At 64.1% G+C, this 18494-nt stretch carries 18 protein-coding genes and 1 pseudogene; 11 read left to right on the top strand and 8 right to left on the bottom strand.

The window, feature by feature from the left end; genetic code table 11:
- Positions 1–377: hypothetical protein (locus AWC25_RS13270; RefSeq protein WP_085166925.1), on the bottom strand; the 377-nt coding region annotated here is incomplete at its 3' end.
- A 1602-nt stretch (positions 378–1979) separates the two neighbouring features.
- Here AWC25_RS13270 and AWC25_RS13260 point away from each other — a divergent pair.
- Together AWC25_RS13260 and AWC25_RS13255 are read left to right on the top strand one after the other, a co-directional pair.
- Positions 1980–2783 carry a hypothetical protein gene (locus AWC25_RS13260; RefSeq protein WP_069402929.1) on the top strand — a complete coding sequence of 268 codons (804 nt, stop codon included), beginning with the start codon at positions 1980–1982 and terminating at the stop codon, positions 2781–2783.
- Between the two features lie 128 nt (positions 2784–2911).
- Positions 2912–3496 carry a recombinase family protein gene (locus AWC25_RS13255; protein ID WP_069402928.1) on the top strand — a complete coding sequence of 195 codons (585 nt, stop codon included), beginning with the start codon at positions 2912–2914 and terminating at the stop codon, positions 3494–3496.
- Positions 3497–3560: 64 nt separating this feature from the next.
- Here AWC25_RS13255 and AWC25_RS13250 read toward each other — a convergent pair whose 3' ends face one another.
- Positions 3561–4241: a hypothetical protein gene (locus AWC25_RS13250; RefSeq protein WP_069402927.1), complete on the bottom strand. Its 681-nt coding sequence runs from the start codon at positions 4239–4241 to the stop codon at positions 3561–3563.
- A gap of 177 nt (positions 4242–4418) precedes the next feature.
- Here AWC25_RS13250 and AWC25_RS26555 point away from each other — a divergent pair, with 177 nt between their 5' ends.
- Positions 4419–6140, top strand: a complete 1722-nt coding sequence (locus AWC25_RS26555; RefSeq protein WP_142278825.1) for a restriction endonuclease — start codon at positions 4419–4421, stop codon at positions 6138–6140.
- A gap of 99 nt (positions 6141–6239) precedes the next feature.
- On the opposite strand, the gene AWC25_RS13245 is transcribed toward AWC25_RS26555, so the two are convergent.
- Positions 6240–7439 carry a thiolase family protein gene (locus AWC25_RS13245; RefSeq protein WP_085166924.1) on the bottom strand — a complete coding sequence of 400 codons (1200 nt, stop codon included), beginning with the start codon at positions 7437–7439 and terminating at the stop codon, positions 6240–6242.
- 88 nt (positions 7440–7527) lie between these two features.
- Here AWC25_RS13245 and AWC25_RS13240 point away from each other — a divergent pair, with 88 nt between their 5' ends.
- The gene (locus AWC25_RS13240; RefSeq protein WP_069402932.1) at positions 7528–8001 is read left to right on the top strand and encodes a winged helix-turn-helix transcriptional regulator; all 474 of its coding nucleotides are present in this window, start codon (positions 7528–7530) and stop codon (positions 7999–8001) included.
- Here AWC25_RS13240 and rsgA read toward each other — a convergent pair.
- Entirely contained in the window at positions 7988–8980 is a 993-nt protein-coding gene (rsgA, locus tag AWC25_RS13235; protein WP_069402925.1) for a ribosome small subunit-dependent GTPase A, read from the bottom strand. The genes AWC25_RS13240 and rsgA overlap by 14 nt on opposite strands.
- Positions 8977–10266, bottom strand: a complete 1290-nt coding sequence (gene aroA / locus AWC25_RS13230; RefSeq protein WP_142278824.1) for a 3-phosphoshikimate 1-carboxyvinyltransferase — start codon at positions 10264–10266, stop codon at positions 8977–8979. The genes rsgA and aroA overlap by 4 nt, the downstream gene beginning before the upstream one ends.
- 54 nt (positions 10267–10320) lie before the next feature.
- On the opposite strand from aroA, the gene AWC25_RS13225 reads away from it, so the two are divergent.
- The 3 genes and pseudogenes from AWC25_RS13225 (at position 10321) to AWC25_RS13215 (ending at position 12497) form a co-directional block, all read left to right on the top strand.
- On the top strand, positions 10321–11085 hold the full coding sequence (locus AWC25_RS13225) for an SOS response-associated peptidase (RefSeq protein ID WP_069402923.1): 765 nt from the start codon (positions 10321–10323) through the stop codon (positions 11083–11085).
- Positions 11086–11363: 278 nt separating this feature from the next.
- Positions 11364–11600, top strand: a complete 237-nt coding sequence (locus AWC25_RS13220; RefSeq protein ID WP_232327377.1) for a hypothetical protein — start codon at positions 11364–11366, stop codon at positions 11598–11600.
- Positions 11601–11629: 29 nt separating this feature from the next.
- A pseudogene (locus tag AWC25_RS13215) lies at positions 11630–12497 on the top strand (3-hydroxyacyl-CoA dehydrogenase family protein).
- Here the strand turns inward: AWC25_RS13215 and AWC25_RS13210 are convergent.
- The 3 genes from AWC25_RS13210 to AWC25_RS13200 are packed head-to-tail and all read right to left on the bottom strand — an operon-like array spanning position 12494 to position 14177.
- Positions 12494–12730 carry a hypothetical protein gene (locus AWC25_RS13210; RefSeq protein WP_232327375.1) on the bottom strand — a complete coding sequence of 79 codons (237 nt, stop codon included), beginning with the start codon at positions 12728–12730 and terminating at the stop codon, positions 12494–12496. The pseudogene AWC25_RS13215 and the gene AWC25_RS13210 overlap by 4 nt on opposite strands.
- A gap of 54 nt (positions 12731–12784) precedes the next feature.
- Positions 12785–13402, bottom strand: a complete 618-nt coding sequence (locus AWC25_RS13205; protein WP_069402931.1) for a TetR/AcrR family transcriptional regulator — start codon at positions 13400–13402, stop codon at positions 12785–12787.
- 4 nt (positions 13403–13406) lie between these two features.
- The gene (locus AWC25_RS13200) at positions 13407–14177 is read right to left on the bottom strand and encodes an SDR family NAD(P)-dependent oxidoreductase (protein WP_069402920.1); all 771 of its coding nucleotides are present in this window, start codon (positions 14175–14177) and stop codon (positions 13407–13409) included.
- Positions 14178–14219: 42 nt separating this feature from the next.
- Here AWC25_RS13200 and AWC25_RS13195 point away from each other — a divergent pair, with 42 nt between their 5' ends.
- The 4 genes from AWC25_RS13195 to AWC25_RS13180 are packed head-to-tail and all read left to right on the top strand — an operon-like array spanning position 14220 to position 18421.
- On the top strand, positions 14220–15464 hold the full coding sequence (locus AWC25_RS13195; RefSeq protein ID WP_085166923.1) for an alkyl sulfatase dimerization domain-containing protein: 1245 nt from the start codon (positions 14220–14222) through the stop codon (positions 15462–15464).
- The gene (locus AWC25_RS13190; protein WP_069402919.1) at positions 15461–16210 is read left to right on the top strand and encodes an SDR family NAD(P)-dependent oxidoreductase; all 750 of its coding nucleotides are present in this window, start codon (positions 15461–15463) and stop codon (positions 16208–16210) included. Before AWC25_RS13195 ends, AWC25_RS13190 begins: the two co-directional genes overlap by 4 nt.
- A gap of 4 nt (positions 16211–16214) precedes the next feature.
- Entirely contained in the window at positions 16215–17408 is a 1194-nt protein-coding gene (locus AWC25_RS13185) for a sulfotransferase family protein (RefSeq protein WP_069402918.1), read from the top strand.
- Entirely contained in the window at positions 17405–18421 is a 1017-nt protein-coding gene (locus AWC25_RS13180) for a zinc-dependent alcohol dehydrogenase (protein ID WP_085166922.1), read from the top strand. Before AWC25_RS13185 ends, AWC25_RS13180 begins: the two co-directional genes overlap by 4 nt.
- Positions 18422–18494 lie beyond the last annotated feature (73 nt).

Genomic DNA, 18494 nt, shown 5'->3' with positions numbered 1-18494 from the left:
ACGGCGCGGGTCTTAGCCAGCTCCTGCTCCAGTCGCTGCTTTTCGGCTTGCAGCCAGGCGATCTGCTCGGCGGCCGGATCACGGCGCTTGCGCCCACGTGGGGCGGCCAGTCCCGCCAAAGCGCCGGCGTCGCGGGCTTTGCGCCACTCGGTGATGTGACTGGAATACAGCCCCTCACGACGCAGCACCGCGCCTTTCTCGCCCTCGGGTGCTGCGTCGTAGGCAGCAAGGACCTCCAACTTGTACTTCGCGGTGAACGTCCGCCGCCGAGCGCGTTCGGGCACCTCCGGATCGGGACGTTGCGTTACATCGTCAGCCACCCGACCAGGATCTTCCATCCCGGCCGCGCAGACCAACGTCGTCACCTTGCTTGCCATTTCGGGGAGTCTCTCCATCCCCGCCCTCAGGTCACTAATTGTCAGGGGGCGGGTGCCTCAACCCAGGTTGGCAGAGAGGGAACCGTACCGCCTCCCGTCAGACCCTCTGAAGGGAATTTTGGGAAGGCTTCCGTCTACCGGAACGAACTAACGTAATGGGCGAGAAGCAATGCCAACCTGCGCTCCCGTTTCACGGTGGCCTCGCCATGCGATCATGAACAGGTTGGGTAGGCCGCTCATTGAGACGCCTTGCTCCACTTGCGATTACCGTGAAAAGTTCGCTGATTGCCTTGGGTTGGATATGAACGATGAACGCTCGACTGGGCGCCGTGGCGCCGCATACGTGAGCCGGGTAGGCCCGCGCACAGTCGATGCTTCGCGGGCGAATGCCACGGGGCCGCGCTCCTCTGCAGGCGGCGTTCAGTGAGCCTGCGAGCCAACGAGAACCCTTGGCTCATGCATCGGCAAATCGGCTGGGAACCAAGGATCTACGACACCGCGTTCCCGTACTGGTTTCGTGTCTGGGCTGTCGCGAACGCGCGGTGCGCGCCGAACTTGCATGCGGAATTTGAGACTGGCGAACTTGCAAAGTTGCTGGGCAAGCGCAAGGAGGACGGCAGCATCGAAGCGGTCGACCGGCGAGACCTGGACAAGTACATCAAACAGGCCATTGAGCGGGAACTATTGGACGGCATCTCATGCGTAAAGTGTCTCGTTCTTCCGGCCCATGCCGTCGGTTGCCGACTTCCCGGCGCATATTCTCCGTGCGATTACCACACGGGAGAGGCATCCAAAGTGCGGAAGCCCGTTGGTACCAGGCGTATTGGGGTCGAGACATCGAACTCTGATAGAGAGTCTAAGAGGGGCACCGCGTCGTCGCAGGTCACAGCTTCGGCTGTCGGGCAAATTATCCGACACCGTCGGGCGAATCACCCGAAGCTACCAACGCCCGGCTCGCGAGAAATCTTCGCCAAGCATCTTGAGGTGAATGTGTGAGCCCTCAGTGCGGTGCTGACTGCCCAATCTGTGGACGGTTCATCGCCTTGGCGCGCGGACTATTCAGACAACACGGGCCTGAGGCTCAGCCCTGCCTAGGTTCGCGGCGCACGCCTGAGGACGCCGCAACTCTGATTCTCCCGCCGCTCACGGAAAGCCAGCTAGCCATGATGCGAGAGTGCCGCCGCATAGGCGACTGGCGTCCAATCGAAATCGAGTTCGGGATCGTCTTTCCGCAGTACCACATACGCGCCTCGACACCAGAGGATGAGTTGGCCTACCTGATCCACAGGGTCCGCCTCGTAATCTCCTCACTTGTCGACATCTCCGAGGCCCAAGCTAATAGGCGCGTCGCATAGTGGTCGCGTGCCAGCGCGATACTTGCCCCCCGCTCCGGGTTGGCCTAAACAAAGGGGAGCAACGAGCGCCGAATCAGGTGCGTCTGTCGATGCCTTGGCACTGATTTGTAATTGAAAATGAAAGGCTAGGACTAATTGTCATCGGGGAGAGAAGCCCTGATTTGCAAGGTGTGTCCGGGCAAAACAGCAGTTTGGGGTACCCCCCAGGCGACGAATACGTATGGGCAACAACACCTATGGAGCACCCATGAACGGAGACGTGTCCAACACGGATGGCTATCCCTTTCCCGGCATGCAAGAGCGAACCGCTCTCGAATGGCTGATGGCCACAGACGACGGGACGGCAATAGACAGTTGGCACTGGCTGATCGAGTCATCCACATCGTCGTTCTATGTAAAGTCTCTGAACCAGGCGTTGGAGGGAGCCAAGGTCAGCATCCACGGCCCTGACGACAACCACCCCGGCGAAGATCACTTTCGGTTCGACCTGCTACGGACCGACGGCGAAACCTTGGACCAGAAGGCAGCCGACAAAGCCGCCTGCGCTGGTGGTCGCTGGCTCACCGACCCCAACGAGATGCCGCACTACTTCACCGGTAGGCCGATCAACGACCACGTGAGGCTCGTCGTTCGATTTAGTACGCCATGGGAGGCGTTCATTGCCGGAGCGCCGCCAGCAGGCGGCTCCAGATGGCCAAAAGTGAAAGCCATGAAAGGCCTTGTTCCCGTGCCGAAGAAGGGTCGAGTCAGGCATGTCGACCTCTACCTGAGCACCAACGGAGAGCCTTATTGGCCCTATGGCGAACAGGTCCTAGCGGCCTCACGCGCCGGGTTGGGTTTCCTTACGAACTCTCTCGGCTGGAAGCTTTCGGCAGTCGTCATAGATGCTGCCCAGAGCGAGGAAACCGATCCAGTGGGTGACCTTCGTCGCGAGACACCATTTGCTGAGTGTCGTCGAGGGCTCGCCGCTTGGGTCGATGACACTGGATTGTTGTGGCTGTGCGAGACGGTGATTGCAGCGGACCCACCTCCCGCACTGTCTCAGAACTAAAGAATTGAGACTGGAAGGTTGGATCGCGCGGCATAATCGAAATTCCCACGTCGTGGTGTTTCAGAAGTCGCCTCAAAACAAGGGTCTCAATACTTGTGCTTGTGAGACTTTTGAGACACACTTGAAACATGACTACTGCGATCGCTCAAGGTGCCCAGATCGGATACGCCCGCGTTTCGACCGGCCATCAGTCTTTGGATCAGCAGATCGACGCTCTCATTGCTGCTGGCGTAGATCGCGAGCGAATTTACCAGGACAGGTTGTCGGGGACTTCTACCCGCGAGCAGCGCCCCGGCCTGGCCGCGCTGCTGGACTACGCTCGCGAGGGCGACGCCATCGTCGTCGTCGGCATTGACCGCCTGGGACGCAACGCCGCCGAGGTGATGACGACCATCCGCGAGCTTGGTGAACGCGGCATCGTCCTTAGGTCATTGCGCGAAGGCATCGACACATCGAACGCGACGGGCCGGATGGTGGCCGGCGTGCTGGCGAGTCTCGCCGAGCTTGAGTTGGAGTTAGGTCGAGAGCGTCGGTCTGCAGCCCGCGAGGCTAGAAGAGCACGCGGTCAATCAATCGGTAGGCCGCGAGCATTGGACGAGAAGAAGGCCGCACTAGCGCGACGGATGCACGCCGCAAGTGAGCCTGCCAGCACCATCGCCGCCGCATTGGGAGTGAGCCGAGCCACGGTGTACCGGGTGCTGGCTGAGGACTAGTGACTTCGTCCGAACGTCGCGATCATTTCGTCTTCGAACACTGATAGCCGACCGGAACCCATCCTTAGCTCTGGAATCGCCATAACAACTGGTCCAGAACGAGTCGCGACACTCTAATCTCCTCCGCGGCAGCCTTCGCAAGAATCAAGACGGCGTGATCGTCGTCGGGCACGGCAAAACCCAAGTGCCTAAGGGCTTTCTTCACCCGGATGTCGGGCTTAATCGCGTCGGCGCCCGAACGCATCCGCATGTACGCGAACAACGCCAGACCGATTCCCTTTACGCAACCGACCACCGGATCGAGCCTCGGAGCGTGTTCTAGTTGTCCGCGCCCCTGAGCCCACCTACTACAGACTGCATCTTCCTCACGCGGCCCAGGCAGTCCCTCGGTAACTGCGTAGCCACGCAAGTTTCGAGCGACCTCAAGAATGGTGACAGCCTCGGCTTCTGATAGGCCGAACTGAGTGGCGTCCAGCGGATGCTCCGCGAGCCAGTAAATGCTGTGCTGTTCGTTGGCCGCTTCCCAACGAGCCACGATAGGTCTCACGCGGGCGAGGTAGTTTCGTTGCCTGGACGCAACGACATCGACGATCATTGCCCCGCGCTTGCCGGTGTAAACGCCTGCATGGGCGTCGGCATTAACCTGCGCCTCCACCCGGTGTGCGTTCGCGATGTTCCGGAGGTTCTCGACGGCATCGACCCACCACGGGAACGCTCGAAGGCGAACGCCCCCAGCGAGAACCAACGCCCAAGTTCACTCGTTAGCATCGAGATGGTCACGCTCTTTGTCTCGATGGGCTTGGACAACCACTACCCGTTCAGAGAGCTGTCCGACTTAACGTCGCAAACGAACGTGGGAAACGTCCGTTCGATTTCTGGTGCTCGCCATGAGCTTTTGCTTATAGCCGTATGCTGGCTCTCTGTGACCACTGTCAATTGGGAAAGGGAGCCTGGGGATACAGTTGAGGAGTACGTTGAGGCGCTGATCTTAACGACTGTTAATCCCCGTGCCGTTCGCATTACACCTTCCCGGGGCGACAAGGGCGTCGACATTCTCGCCCCAGTAGGGGACAAATTCGATGTATATCAAGTCAAACGATATACACGCCCATTTGCCAAATCCTCGAATGAGGAAAAGAGCATCATCGACTCGTGGAATCGCTTTGTTACAGAGTTCTTGCCAACCTACCCGATCCGACGGTGGAATCTGGTGATGCCGTGGAACCCGACTACGGAGCGGCACGACTGGATGATGAATGAACTAACTGCTGGCATGGAAATTGAGCGCGACTGGCTAGGTCGTGGCTCCTTGGACGTATGGACTGCGCAGAACCAGCCGTTATTCGAATATTTCTTCGGTAACGGGCGTGATCGGATGATGGCACTTCTGTCCTCCGCCCTGAGTGCTGCCCGAGAGATACCAAAAGCGACTGGTGAGCCACTGCTGGACGCCGTGTTGGCTCGCGAAGTAGAGCTTGGCCGTCAACTGGATGAAGTTGATCCGTTCTATCGGTACGAAATTGCGATACGAAAGGGACGCCTTACAGAATCGGTGCTAGATCAAGCTTCATCTATCGACCCCGATGCCGCGCTCGTCACCTTCCGCGAAATCGACGATGGCTTTTATCAGCAGGTTTCTATCTACCCTAAATGCCGCGAGGCGGCTAGGCTGCGGCCAATTTCGACCACGTTCAGCGTCGACAGCGCGGCGGACGATGAGACGCTTAGGGCAGCTCACGACATGCTGGCTTATGGAGCAGAACCCGACAGGCCCATTCCTGTAAAAGTTGTCCGATCGGAGGGGCCGCCCGGCGCTGAGGCAGTCAACGGGCCTGCGTTGTTGTACGTGATTAACATGGATCAGCCAGCGCACCCCGACCTGGAATTAAGACTCGGCGAGCGATGCCTTGCGTTCACGAACATCGTTGTCACCCGCGGATTCAACGGCGTTCAAGTGTCGGGAGATGCTCAGGGGGGTGTTTTCAAAGTAGTAATCACATTCCACGATGGCGGCAAAACTCGTGAGATAGCGGTCGAGACTACGTCAATAGGGGCTAAACTTCCGCACACTGTCATCCCAGGCTTAGAGTTCCTTCGTGAGTGGACGGGCGGCGAAAGTGCGGTGCTCGCCCTGCCCTACGGCAAAGAGCTGCTGGATTTTGGGCCTTTACCGGATGCCAATTCCTTTCATGAGCAAGCAAATGATTGGCTAAAGGTAGCGAAAGACCTAATAAAGTTGCAACCGAAATCTTCTACTCAATTACTGATGCCATCAAGCCTCACAGGTGGCGAGGCGCGAGCAATTGCTGAAGCAGCTCGTTTGCTCGGTGGAGAGATAATCGAATCCGATTGGTCAGGTTTTGAATTTCAACTGAGAAATCCAGATGCGCTCGCCAAAGGCTCAGGTTCCGAGCAATTGTTTCAATTCCTTACCTTTCTGCCGTTCTCGATTAACTATGATGACAAGAGGTATGAGCTCGATGGCGTAATTGCCTATTGGGGAGTTGCGCAGTTTGCCGACCCCTCAGTCGCGAAGAATGCTTCGGTAGGAGATGATATAGCAATAATCCCAGGCCCAGGAGCGAAATTGTACCGACAATATGGAAACGCGCCGCCCCCGCAGGCGGGATCTGAAACTAGCTAGACGAAGAATCATCAAATTGCTGGAGCGCAAATTCGACCACCTGTTGGGGTCAGGGCGTATAGCTCTGGGCCCGGGGGTCCGGCTGTGAGGTGTTCCGGGCTACGCCAATCGCTCGATGATGGTGGCGTTGGCCATTCCGCCGCCTTCACACATCGTCTGGAGACCGTACCTTCCGCCGCGCTGTTCGAGAGCGTTGACCAACGTCGTCATGATGCGGGCACCGCTGGCGCCCAGCGGGTGACCGATGGCGATAGCGCCGCCGTTGACGTTGGTCCGCTCAAGGATCCCAGTCTGCTCCCGATCCACGTCCTTTGCCCAGGCCAGCACAACGGGCGCGAAGGCTTCGTTCACCTCGAACAGGTCGATGTCGGCCAGCGTCAGGCCGGCCTTCGACAGCACCTTCTCGGTCGCCGGAATGACGCCCGTCAGCATGTAGAGCGGGTCGTCGCCCACCACGGTCGTCGTGTGAATCCGCGCCAGCGGGCACAGGCCCAGTTTCTTGGCCACCTCACTGCTGGTGATCAACACCGCGGCGCTGCCATCGGACAGCGGCGAGGAATTGCCCGGCGTGATCTCCCAATTGATCTGCGGGAAGCGCTGTTCCATCTGCTCGCTGTAGAACGCCGGCTTCAGCGAGGCCAGGGTCTCCACGGTGGTGGCCGGCCGGATGATCTCGTCGGTGCGCAGCCCGGCGATCGGGATCAGCTCGTTTTCGAACAGGCCGTCCTTGGTGGCGCGGGCGGCCTTGTCGTGGCTGCCGGCCGAAAATTCGTCGAGCTGGGTGCGCGAGAAACCCCACTTCGCCGCGATCAGTTCGGCGCTGATGCCCTGCAGCACCAGCCCTTCCGGGTAGCGCGCCGCCATCCCCGCGCCGAACGGGTCGCTGCCGGCCAACACCTGGGTGCCCATCGGCACCCGGCTCATCGACTCCACACCCGCGGCGATCACCAAGTCATAGGCACCGGCGATGACGCCCTGGGCCGCAAAACTGATCGCCTGCTGGCTGCTGCCGCACTGCCGGTCAATCGTGACACCGGGAACCGACTCGGGAAAACCGGCGCCCAGCAATGCGTTACGGGCAATATTCACGGCCTGATCGCCGACCTGGGTGACGGCCCCGGCGATGACGTCGTCCACCTGCGCCGGGTCCACGCCGGTGCGAGACACCAGTTCGCGCAGGCTGTGTGCCAGCAGGTCGACGGGGAGCACGTCGTGCAGGGCGCCGCCGGCCTTACCCTTGCCGATGGGCGTGCGGACAGCGCCGACGATGACGGCGTCGCGGCCTTGATTACCAGGCATGACTCTTCCTTGAGTCCTGAGTATTGCTCTCTATACCCAGCAAAACGTCTAGATATACTAAAATCAACCCAGAGGTGAGGTGATCTACGTGACATTTCTGCAAGGCGCCCTGGCGGACCGGGACGCGTGGTCGGCGGTCGGGCAGTGCGCGATCGAGAAGACGATGTCGGTGGTCGGCACCAAATCGGCCATGCTGATCATGCGCGAGGCCTACTACGGCACCACGCGATTCGACGATTTCGCGCGCCGGGTCGGCATCACCAAGGCGGCCACGTCGGCGCGGCTGGCCGAGCTGGTTGACCTTGGGCTGCTGGCACGGCGGCCGTACCAGGAGCCGGGGCAGCGCAGTCGCGAGGAATACGTGCTGACCCAGGCCGGCATCGATTTCATGCCCGTGGTTTGGGCCCTGTTCGAGTGGGGGCGACAGCATCTTCCGGGCCGCAACCGGCTGCGGCTGACGCACCTGAACTGCGGCGCCGAGGCGAGCGTCGAGATCAGGTGCGCCGAAGGGCATCTGGTGTCACCCGACGAGCTCGGCATGCGGCTGGCTAAGTCTCCCTGAGCGCACAGAGCAGTCGTCGCGCCGCCTGGACCCGAAGAGCCGCGGGGCCGGTGAGCGTGTCCAATGCGCATTCCGGGTCGGCGGGCGGTCCCATGTGCCCGCAGCCGCGCGGACAATCCTGCACGGCGTCCGCCAGATCGGAGAACGCCATCATCACGTCGTCGGGTCGGATGTGGGCCAGGCCGAAGGAGCGGATGCCCGGCGTGTCGATCACCCAGCCCCCGCCCGCCCGCGCCGGATCCAGCGGCAGCGCGACCGACTGTGTCGACGTGTGTCGGCCCCGGCCGATGTCGGTCACTGCGCCGACGGCCCGATCCGCTTCCGGGACAAGGCGATTCACCAACGTCGACTTGCCGACCCCGGAATGCCCGAGCAGCACGGTGATCTTGCCGGCGAGCAGGTCCGCCACCGCCAGCAGGGGATCGTCGCGGCCGGCGGCGACGACCGTCAGGTCCAGATCGGCGAACTGCTTGGCGAACGGCTCGGGCGGGGCGAGGTCGGTCTTCGTCAGGCACAGGATCGGGGTCAGTCCGCCGGCGTAGGCCGCGATCAGCGCTCGTTCGACCAGGCCCGTGCGCGGTGGCGGGTCGGCCAGTGCGACGACGATGAGCAGTTGATCGGCGTTGGCGACCACCACCCGTTCGGTGGGGTCGGTGTCATCGGCGGTGCGCCGCAACACCGTTCGTCGCGGCCCACGACGCACGATGCGGGCCAGGGTGTCCGGGCGCCCGGATAGATCGCCGACCACATCGACTTCGTCGCCAACCACGATCGGGGTGCGGCCCAGTTCGCGGGCGCGCATGGCGGTGACCCGGTGGTCGGGGCTGCCGCCCAGCACGCACCCCCAGCGGCCGCGGTCCACGCTGACCACCATCGCGGCCTGTGCGTCGGCGTGCTCGGGACGGGTCTTGGTCCGGGGTCGTGAACCCCGGCCGGATCGGACCTTGACGTCGGATTCGTCGTAGTCGCCCGGTTTCAATCGCTGGACTCCAGCATGTGCGCCCAGAGCTGTGGGAACTCGGGCAGCGTCTTGGAGGTAGCACCGATGTCGTCGATCTGGACTCCGGCAACGCGCAGCCCGACGATTGCGCCGGCCATCGCCATCCGATGGTCGGCATATGCACGCCAGCCGCCGGAGTGCAGGGGCGTCGCGGTGATCACCAGTCCGTCGGCCGTTTCCTGACAGTCGCCGCCCAAACCGTTGATCTCCGCACTCAGCGCGGCGAGGCGGTCGGTTTCGTGGCCGCGCAGGTGCGCAATGCCCGTCAGCCGCGACACCGAACCCGCAGTTGCCAACGCGGCCAGCGCCGCCACCGACGGGGTGAGTTCTCCGACGTCGCGCAGGTCGACGTCGAACCCGTCGAAATCGCCGGGCCCGCGGACTTCCAGATATGAATCTGTATGGGCGACAACAGCATTCAGTTTGCCGAGGACGTGCAGAATGTCGCCGGCCGGTTGCACGCTGGTTGCCGGCCATCCGGTGATGCGTACGCTGCCGCCGGTGACCACCGCCGCTGCCAAGAACGGAACGGCGTTGGTGAGATCCGGTTCGACGTCCCAGTGCCGGGCCGCGACGAGGCCGGGATGCACACGCCATTGGTTAGGCGCCGAGTCGTCGAGATCGACGCCGGCCTGGCGCAGCATCACGGTCGTCATCGCGATATGCGGCGCGGACGGCAGTGACGCGCCGGTGTGGGTGACGGTCAGACCGTCGCGAAACGACGCCCCGCACAACAACAGGCCGGACACGAACTGCGACGACGCCGACGCGTCGATCGCCACCGTGCCGCCGGCGACCGATCCGCTGCCCAGGACCCGGAACGGCAGGCCCGTTCCTTCGATCGGAACGCCGAGGTCACGCAGGGCGTCCAGCAGTGGCGCGATCGGCCGGGTGCGGGCCTGCTCGTCGCCGTCGAAAATCACCGGGGTATCGGCCAGGGCGGCCAGCGCCGGAACGAATCGCAGCACCGTGCCGGCCAGGCCGCAGTCGACGCGGGCGCCGGCGGCGGGGTTGAGCCGGCCGCTGACTTTCAGTTCCGAACCGTCCCCGTCGACGTGCAGCCCGAGCGTGGCGAGCGCGCCGATCATCAGGTCGGTGTCGCGGCTGCGCAATGCGCCGCTGATGGTCGAGGTGCCCTGGCCCTGCGCGCTGGACACGCCGGCGAGCACCAGCGCCCGGTTGGTCTGCGATTTCGAGCCGGGAACGGTGACGGTGGCGCACACCGGTTCCGGCGCGGTGGGGGCCGTCCAGGGCTCGGTGTTCACGGCTTCATCCTGCCGTGTCGGCGGGTGTCGTGGATACCGGGCACCATGGACGTTATGTGTGGACGGTTTGCGGTGACGACGGATCCGGCCCTGCTGGCCGAGAAGATCAAGGCGATCGACGAGGCCACCGGTACCTCCGAGAGGGCCGGGCAGCCGAATTACAACGTTGCTCCCACGGCCGATATCGCGACGGTGGTGTCCCGCCACAGCGATCCGGACGACGAGCCGACGCGCCGGGTGCGGCTGATGCGGTGGGGGCTGATTCCGCCGTGGGTCAAGCCGGGCCCGGACGGCGCGCCCGATTCGAAGGGGCCGCTGTTGATCAACGCCAGGGCCGACAAGGTGGCCAGTTCGCCGGCTTTCCGCGGGTCGGCCAAAAGCAAGCGTTGCCTGGTGCCGATGGACGGCTGGTACGAATGGCGGGCGAATGCGGCGGATGCTGCCGGGAAAAGGACCGGCAAGACCCCATTTTTCCTGCACCGCGGGGACGGCGACCTGCTCTTCATGGCCGGACTGTGGTCGGTCTGGAAGCCCGAAAAGGCGGCGGAGCCCCTGCTGAGCTGCACGATCATCACCACCGATGCCGTGGGCGAACTGGCCACGGTCCACGATCGGATGCCACTCATCTTGGCCGAGCGCGACTGGGACGCCTGGTTGAGTCCCGACAACCCGCTGGACGACCGCCTGCTGGCGCAGCCGCCGGATGTGCGCGGCATCGAGCTGCGCCAGGTGTCGAGGCTGGTGAACAGCGTGCGCAACAACGGGCCGGAACTGCTCGAGCCGGCCGAGCCGGAGCCCGAACAGATCACGTTGCTGTAGCCGCCGGCTGACGGGTACCGGACCGGCTTGGTCCAACCCGCCTCGCCGTCGGGGGCACGTCGGGGCGGCCCTCCGCTGGGGTTTCGAACAGATCCCGGCGGGTAGTGCTGCTCAACAGGTTGATACTGAAAACGCAGGTATCGATTGCCCTGGCGTGCGGCAGTTCTCAGCACGTCACGACTCGACCACCTCCAAAGGAGAATCGAATGACTACCAGCAATCCATCGACAGCTCGGCGAACCGACGTAGCGAATGCCGTAGACGCAGGGCCCGCCCGGGTGAACGTTCGACGCGGCGCGGAGACCAAACCCTTCTACCGGACGACAGAATTCATCGTCTTCGTCGTTGCGACGGCCGCGGTGTTGCTGGCGTCCTACTTCGTCAAGGCGACGGACGGACACGTCGACTACTTCCAGGCCGACAAGGCATGGCTGTACGTCGTCATCCTCAGTGTCGGCTACATGGTGAGCCGGGGGCTGGCGAAGTCCGGCAGTCGCCATCGCGACGACGTCTGAGCGACACCGGCCGCGACTAACATGCGGGTGTGACCGGTTCCTACACCTACACATTCGAAGAAATTAAAGACCGCCCGGTCGCTGTGATCGGGGCGGGAACCCTGGGTCGGCGCATCGCGCTGATGTTCGCGACCCGCGGCGGAACCGTGCGGCTCTATGCGCGACGGGCCGAACAACGCGACGAGGCAACACAATACGTCGCCGCGACGTTGCCGCGGGTCGTGGCCGACCGGGGTTCCGGCGAGGTCGGCAGCGTCAGCGCCACGGGCTCGCTCGACGAAGCCTTGGACGGCGCATGGCTGGCTGTGGAGTCGGTGCCCCGAGCGGCTCGACATCAAGATCCCGTTGTGGGGCGAGATCGACCGAGCCGCTCCGCCGGACACCATCTTCGGAACCAATTCGTCGTCCCTGCCGTCGCGTCTGATGAGCGAAAGAATCAGGGACGCAACGCGTTTCTGCAACACGCACTTCTACATGCCACCGGATATCAACGCTGTTGAGTTGATGTCGAACGGTCAGACCGATCGCGGCCTGCTGGACACGCTGTTGACCGTGCTGCCCGAATTCGGCGTCCAGCCCTTCGAAGCGCGCAAGGAGAGCACGGGCTTTATCTTCAACCGCATCTGGGCCGCCATCAAGCGTGAGTCGCTGGCGGTGGTCGCCGAGGGCGTCGCGCGGCCGCAGGATATCGACGGAATGTTCCAGCTGGCGTTGGGCGTCACGGTCGGGCCGTTCCGGATGATGGACTTGGTCGACCTGGACGTCGTGCTCGACATCGAGAACCACTACGCCGCCGAGTCTCCGCAGCTGCCGGGGCACGTGCGCGATCTGCTGCAGTCCTACGTCGACGCGGGCAAGCTCGGAATCAAGACCGGCGAAGGTTCTTACACCTATTAGTTGCTCAGCACGAGGCGCCAATTGCCCTGGGCGGTGCGGTCCGGCACGCACCAGAAGTTGTTCCAGCCGCCGGGGGTACTGGCTTTGACGCCCGGGCCGGCGTCCTGGCACGCCTCCCGCGTCGGGTAGCTGCCCTCGGTCTGGATGGTGTCGGCGTTGCTGATACCGAGGCCGACGGCCATCAGCCCCGCGCCCGCCAGCACACCGGCGGCGGCAAGTCGCTTCATCTTCATGGGCATCACGTTAAGCCTTGTCAGGCGTCTGCATGGTGGTTTTCGGCCCGAACGTCACGCCCGCTGTAGCGACACCGCGGTGGCGACGGCCTCGAGCAGCCGGGCGAGTTGCCCGGCGTTGCTGATGGTGCGGTCCCCGCCGGCCAGCCGGGAAAACACCCCCGCGATGAACGTGGTGACGGCCGTCGTCTGCTCGTCGAGCAGCGCGGGCTCGGCGGTAGCGGGCTGCAGATGGGCGATCGCGTCGCGAGTCATCGCATTGACCCGTCCGACGAACGTCTGGGTCGCCTCGGCCAGGGCGGGATCGCGCACCGCGGCCAGCAGCAATTCCTGTCGCGCACGGTTGAGCATCAGACCGGGCCCGTCGGCCTGCATCATGGTCAATTCCGCCAAATACGCGAACGGCGAGACGGGATCGAGCGGCTCGTCGATGACCGACTGCAGGTTGGCGACGTCGATCTCGGCGATTCGCCAGCCGGCACCCCGCAGCAGCGCCGCCCGGGTGCGGTAGTAGTACGACGTGGTGCCCTCCGGCACCCCGGCACAGCGGTCGACCTGTCCGTGTGTCAATCCCCGCGATCCGTGCTCGGCCAGCACCCGGATCGCGGCGTCACACAGTGCGCGCCGGCGTTCGTCGCCATTGCGTTTCCGGGGTCGCGAGGTGCCTGCCATGTCGTCACCGAAGGACGGTGCCGCCATCGATGTTGACGACCTGCCCATTGATCCACTCGCCCTCGTCGGACAGCAAGAAGGCGACCAGCGCGGCCACGTCATCCGGTTCGCCGACCCGGGTTCCGCGGATGCGCCGCAATGCGCTGTCCCGCAGCTCCGGCCACTGCGGGACGGAGCGGATCGCCTCGGTTGCGGTGAAACCGGGGGCGACGGCGTTGCACCGGATACCGTCCTTGCCCCACCGCGACGCGACGTGTCGGGTCAGCGCGCAAATCCCGGCTTTCGCGGTGGCGTAGGCCGGTCGCGTTGCCTCACCCTGGAACGCCGCCGCCGAGGACATGTTGACGATCGCGCCGCCGCCGCGTTTGAGCATCTCGGGGATGGCGTACTTCAGGGCCGCGACATACCCGCGCAGGTTCACCGTCATCACGCGATCCCACACGGCCAGGTCGATGTCGACCACATCGGTGTCCGCGGAGATCGTGCTCATGTCCGCCCCCACGTTGAACAGAAAATCGACACCGCCGTATGTCGTTGCCGCACAATCGATCAGGTCGGCAACAGACGGTGGATCGGCGAGGTCAAAGGCCGCGTGGATGGCGGTGCCGCCGGCCGCGGCGATGCGCGCGGCGGTCTGTTCCGCCGCGTCGGCCGCCACGTCGCCGATCAGGACCCGACATCCTTCGACGCCTAACCGGGCGGCCGTCGCGGCGCCGATGCCGGTTGCCCCGCCGGCCACGACCGCAACCCGCCGCTCCAAGCCGCGCAGCCCCATGGATATTGACTTTACCTCTAGAACTGTAGAGGATCGCAAGTCATGGCTGGGATTCACCGGGAACGCCCGGGGGCTGCCGATCTGGCGGCGGCGACCGGTACTCCGGCGGCACCGCTCGGCGATGACATCTGGATGTCGCCCGGCGTCTCCAATTCCTATGCGGTGGGCACCGACGACGGCCGGGTCCTCGTCAACAGCGGCCTGGTTTTCGAAGGGCCGTTGCACCGCAAGGCTTTTGCCGGCGTCCCGGGCCCGACGCGAGCGATCGTCGTCACCCAGGGGCACGCCGACCATTGGGGCGGGGTGAACACACTGCGCGACGACCACACGCAGGTGCTGATGCACCGCAACTACCGGTACTGGCGCGACGACAACGCTCGGCTGATGGGTTATCGCGTGCCGAAGACGTCGTTCGCCTTCCAGAAGTTCTCCGACGCGGTCCTCGAGCACTTCAAGACGATCGACCCGTCCACCATCGACTTCTCCTTTCCCGAGCCCACCACAACGTTTGACCTTCGCCACCAGATGACCGTCGGGGGACGCAGTTTCGAGCTGGCGTGGACGCCCGGCGGTGAGACCACCGACGCGCTGGTGGTCTGGCTGCCCGAGGACCGAATCCTGTTCACCGGCAACTTGTTCGGTCCGCTGTTCGGCCACGTGCCGAATTTGATGACGATCCGCGGCGACCGCTACCGCGACCCGATTCGCTACATCGAGTCGCTGAACACCGTGCTGGCCTACGCGCCGCGACGCCTCATCACCGGCCACTTCGTGCCGATCGAGGGTGCCGATCGCATTGCCGAAGAAGTGACCGCGATGCGCGACGCCATGCAGGCCGTGCACGACCGCACGGTGGAGTTGATGAACTCCGGCGCCGACCTTTACGCCGCGATGCGCGCGGTCGCCGTGCCCGAGCATCTCGACGTCGGCGAAGGCTACGGCAAGACCTCCTGGAACGTGCGCGCCATCTGGGAGATGTACACCGGATGGTTTCGGCATCGGTCCACCACCGAGCTCTACGGCGTCCCGCCGGATTCCGTTGCGGCGGACGTGGTCAAGGCCGCGGGCGTCGACGCGCTGGTGCAGGCGGCCCGCAACCATCTCGACAGCGGACGGCCGCTGCAGGCCATCCACCTGACCGAGCTGATCCGCACCGCGGACCCGGCGCATGCCGCGGCGCGCACCGTCGCCGCCGACGCGCACGAGACGCTGCTCGCCCGTGCCGAAAACTTCTGGGAAAAGGCCTGGCTCACGAAATCGCTCACCGAATTGAGGACCGACCCATGAACACCGTCACCTTCGACTTCACCGGCGCCCACGTGCTGGTGACCGGCGGCACCAGCGGCATCGGTCACGCGATCGCCACCGAATTCGCAAAGGCGGGTGCTGCCGTCACCGTCACCGGCACCTGCGGGACGCCGGCCGACTATCCCGACACGGACCTGAGCGCATTCACCTACCGCCAGTGCCGGATTCAGGACCCCGAAGCCGTCGACACGCTGGCCGCATCCCTGGGCGAACTCGACGTTTTGATCAACAACGCCGGTGGTCCGTACCCCGCCGGGGATGAATACGACCCGGACGGCTACGTGGCGTCGGTAACGCAAAACATGTTGGGCCCGATGCGATTGACCATGCGCTGTCATGACTACCTGAAGTCGAGCCAGGCTCCCGGCGGTGCGAGCGTCGTCAGCGTCGTCTCGATGTCCGCATTCCGTTCGGCGGTCTTCGTCCCGGGCTATGCCTCGTCGAAGGCGGGTCTGGTCGCCTTGACGATGAACCTGTCCCGTCGCTGGGCCGCCGACGGCATCCGCGTCAACGCCATCGCCCCCGGACTCATCGACACGCGAATGACCCATCCCGCCATGGGGATTCCCGAGGTGATGGACGTCGAGATCGGGTTCCACACACCGCTGGGCCGGCCCGGAACGCCTCAGGATTGCGTCGGCGCCGCGCTGTTCCTGTGCACCGACGCCGCCTCCTACATCACCGGCAGCACCATCGCCGTCGACGGCGGATACCTGACGGTCTGAAATCATGGGCGACCGAAACGACTTAGATAACCTCGCGACGGCCGACGACGTCCTCGAACGGGCGTCGCAACGCACCGGATTCGGCGAAATCGACTCCGAGTCTTGGCGTCCCGGCTTGCAACTCATCCTCGATGACGTCAACAATTCACCCGCCTTCACCCCGTTCGGACGCGAACGCATCCTCAACGACTCCATCGAAGCGTTGGGCCGGCGGCTTCGGGTTCACGATTACATCCAGTCGCACCCGCAAGTGCTCGACGCGCCCATTCAGCGGCCACTGTTCGTCCTGGGGATGCCCCGCACCGGCACCACGGTCATCAGCTACCTGCTCGACCAGGACCCGGCGCGCCGCTCGCTGCTGCACTGGCAGTGCGTCGACCCGATACCACCGGCACCCACCGAAACATTGCGCACCGATCCGCGGTGTCTGACGCTCCTGGCCGAGCAGCGCAAGATCCTGGACATGGTCATGCAGGCGAAAATGGCGTTGCCGCACTGGGAAGACGCCGACGGCCCGACCGAGGACATGTTCATCCACAACCAGGACTTCAAAGGCCTGTCCTGGGACTCCTTCCTGTCGAGCGCGCGCTACTCGCAGTGGCTGTTCGACGAGGCGGACATGACGAGCACCTACGAGTACCAGAAGCGCTACCTGCAGGTGCTGCAGTCAACCGCGCCGGGCACCTGGAGCCTCAAGATGCCCTCGCATTCGGTGCACATCGAGGCACTGTTGCAGGTCTTCCCCGATGCCCGACTGGTGTGGGCGCACCGCGACCCCTACAAGGCCACCGGATCGCTAGGCAACCTGTGGAAGCTGCCCAAGGGGATGACACATCACCCCGAAGCCATCGACCTGCACGAAATGGGGCGAAACGCGATGTGGCAGATGCGTTATCACGTGGAGCGGCCGCTGCGGGCCCGCGAGCGCATCCACGACGACCGCTTTTTCCACATGTACTACCACGAGATGATGCGCGACCCGATGGACGTGATGCGCCGCCTGTACGACTGGGCCGGTGATGAGCTCACCGCCGAAACCGAGGGTCGGATGCGCACGTGGCTCGCCGAGCATCCACAAGATCGGTTCGCGCTCAACGCCTACCGACTCGACGAGTTCGGCCTGTCCGTCGAGCAACTCGAGCCGGTCTTCGCCGAATATCTGGACGCCTTCGACATCGAACTCGAGGCGGCGCCATGAAGGCCGCGGTGGTCACCGGGCCGGGTAAGGCGGAAGTCCTCGACGCCGACCGCCCGCAGGCCGGGCCGGAGGACGTCCTCGTCAAAATACGAGCCTGCGGCATCTGCGGCTCCGACGCGTTCTACATCGCCATCGGCGGCATCCCGCCCCGGCAGGGACACACGCCGCTGGGGCACGAACCGGCCGGCGAAGTCGTCGAGGTCGGCGAGCGCGTATCCGACATCGCCGTCGGCGACCATGTCGTCATCAACCCGATGGCCACGCCGGGCAACATCATCGGCAACGGGGGAGCGGCAGGTGCGCTGGCGGATTACCTGCTGATCGAAAATGCGGTCCGCGGAACGAGTCTCGAAGTCATACCCGACCACATCCCGTGGCAGGTCGCCGCGCTCAACGAGCCGATGGCCGTTGCGCGGCACGGCGCCAACAGATGCAGACCGAAGCCGGCCGACAAGGTCGCCATCTTCGGCGCCGGACCGATCGGGCTGGGTGCCACGCTGGCCTTCAAGTCCCTTGGGGTCAGCCACGTCGCGGTCATCGATCTCATTGCGTCGCGACTGGACAAGGCATTGCGGATCGGCGCCGACGCCGTGCTCAACTCGGCCGACGAGAACGTCGTGCAGCGACTGATCGAGCTGCACGGCGCGGGCGAGGCCGGAATTCCCGGGTCGCCCGGGCGCGCAGGCACCGACATCTATTTCGATGCCGCCGGGGTGCCCGCGGTCGTCAACACCGCACTCGCCGCGGCGAAGAAGGGGGCGACGCTGGGAATCGTTGGCGTGCACAAGGAACCGGTGCTGGTCGAGTTCGTCAACGTGATGAGTAACGAAATCACCATCGTCGGATCGATGGGCTATCCGGACGAAATCTTCGAGGTAACCAACGACATCGTCGCGAACTGGCGGAAATACGCGCTGATCGTCAGTCACACCATCCCATTCGCCCGCGTGAGCGAGGCGCTCGAACTGGCCGGCACACCCGGCGCGGCTGACAAAGTGGTAGTGACCTTCTAGTGTAGTGAGTTATTAATTCGCGTTCGGATAGTAGGCTTGGTGTATGCCGGGTCCTGTTGCTGTGCCTGTGGTG

Source organism: Mycobacterium sherrisii (assembly GCF_002102355.1).
Classification (GTDB): domain Bacteria; phylum Actinomycetota; class Actinomycetes; order Mycobacteriales; family Mycobacteriaceae; genus Mycobacterium; species Mycobacterium sherrisii.
Note: the sequence above shows the minus strand (reverse complement) of the source record. Positions and strands in the feature narration are given on the sequence as shown.

Coding starts and splice junctions, on each gene's coding strand:
- AWC25_RS13255 (WP_069402928.1), top strand. CDS start 2,912: ATGACTACTGCGATCGCTCAAGGTGCCCAGATCGGATACGCCCGCGTT.
- AWC25_RS13180 (WP_085166922.1), top strand. CDS start 17,405: ATGAAGGCCGCGGTGGTCACCGGGCCGGGTAAGGCGGAAGTCCTCGAC.
- AWC25_RS13245 (WP_085166924.1), bottom strand. CDS start 7,439: ATGCCTGGTAATCAAGGCCGCGACGCCGTCATCGTCGGCGCTGTCCGC.
- AWC25_RS13210 (WP_232327375.1), bottom strand. CDS start 12,730: ATGAAGATGAAGCGACTTGCCGCCGCCGGTGTGCTGGCGGGCGCGGGG.
- AWC25_RS13225 (WP_069402923.1), top strand. CDS start 10,321: ATGTGTGGACGGTTTGCGGTGACGACGGATCCGGCCCTGCTGGCCGAG.
- AWC25_RS13260 (WP_069402929.1), top strand. CDS start 1,980: ATGAACGGAGACGTGTCCAACACGGATGGCTATCCCTTTCCCGGCATG.
- AWC25_RS13200 (WP_069402920.1), bottom strand. CDS start 14,177: ATGGGGCTGCGCGGCTTGGAGCGGCGGGTTGCGGTCGTGGCCGGCGGG.
- AWC25_RS13190 (WP_069402919.1), top strand. CDS start 15,461: ATGAACACCGTCACCTTCGACTTCACCGGCGCCCACGTGCTGGTGACC.
- AWC25_RS13195 (WP_085166923.1), top strand. CDS start 14,220: ATGGCTGGGATTCACCGGGAACGCCCGGGGGCTGCCGATCTGGCGGCG.
- AWC25_RS13185 (WP_069402918.1), top strand. CDS start 16,215: ATGGGCGACCGAAACGACTTAGATAACCTCGCGACGGCCGACGACGTC.
- AWC25_RS13205 (WP_069402931.1), bottom strand. CDS start 13,402: ATGGCAGGCACCTCGCGACCCCGGAAACGCAATGGCGACGAACGCCGG.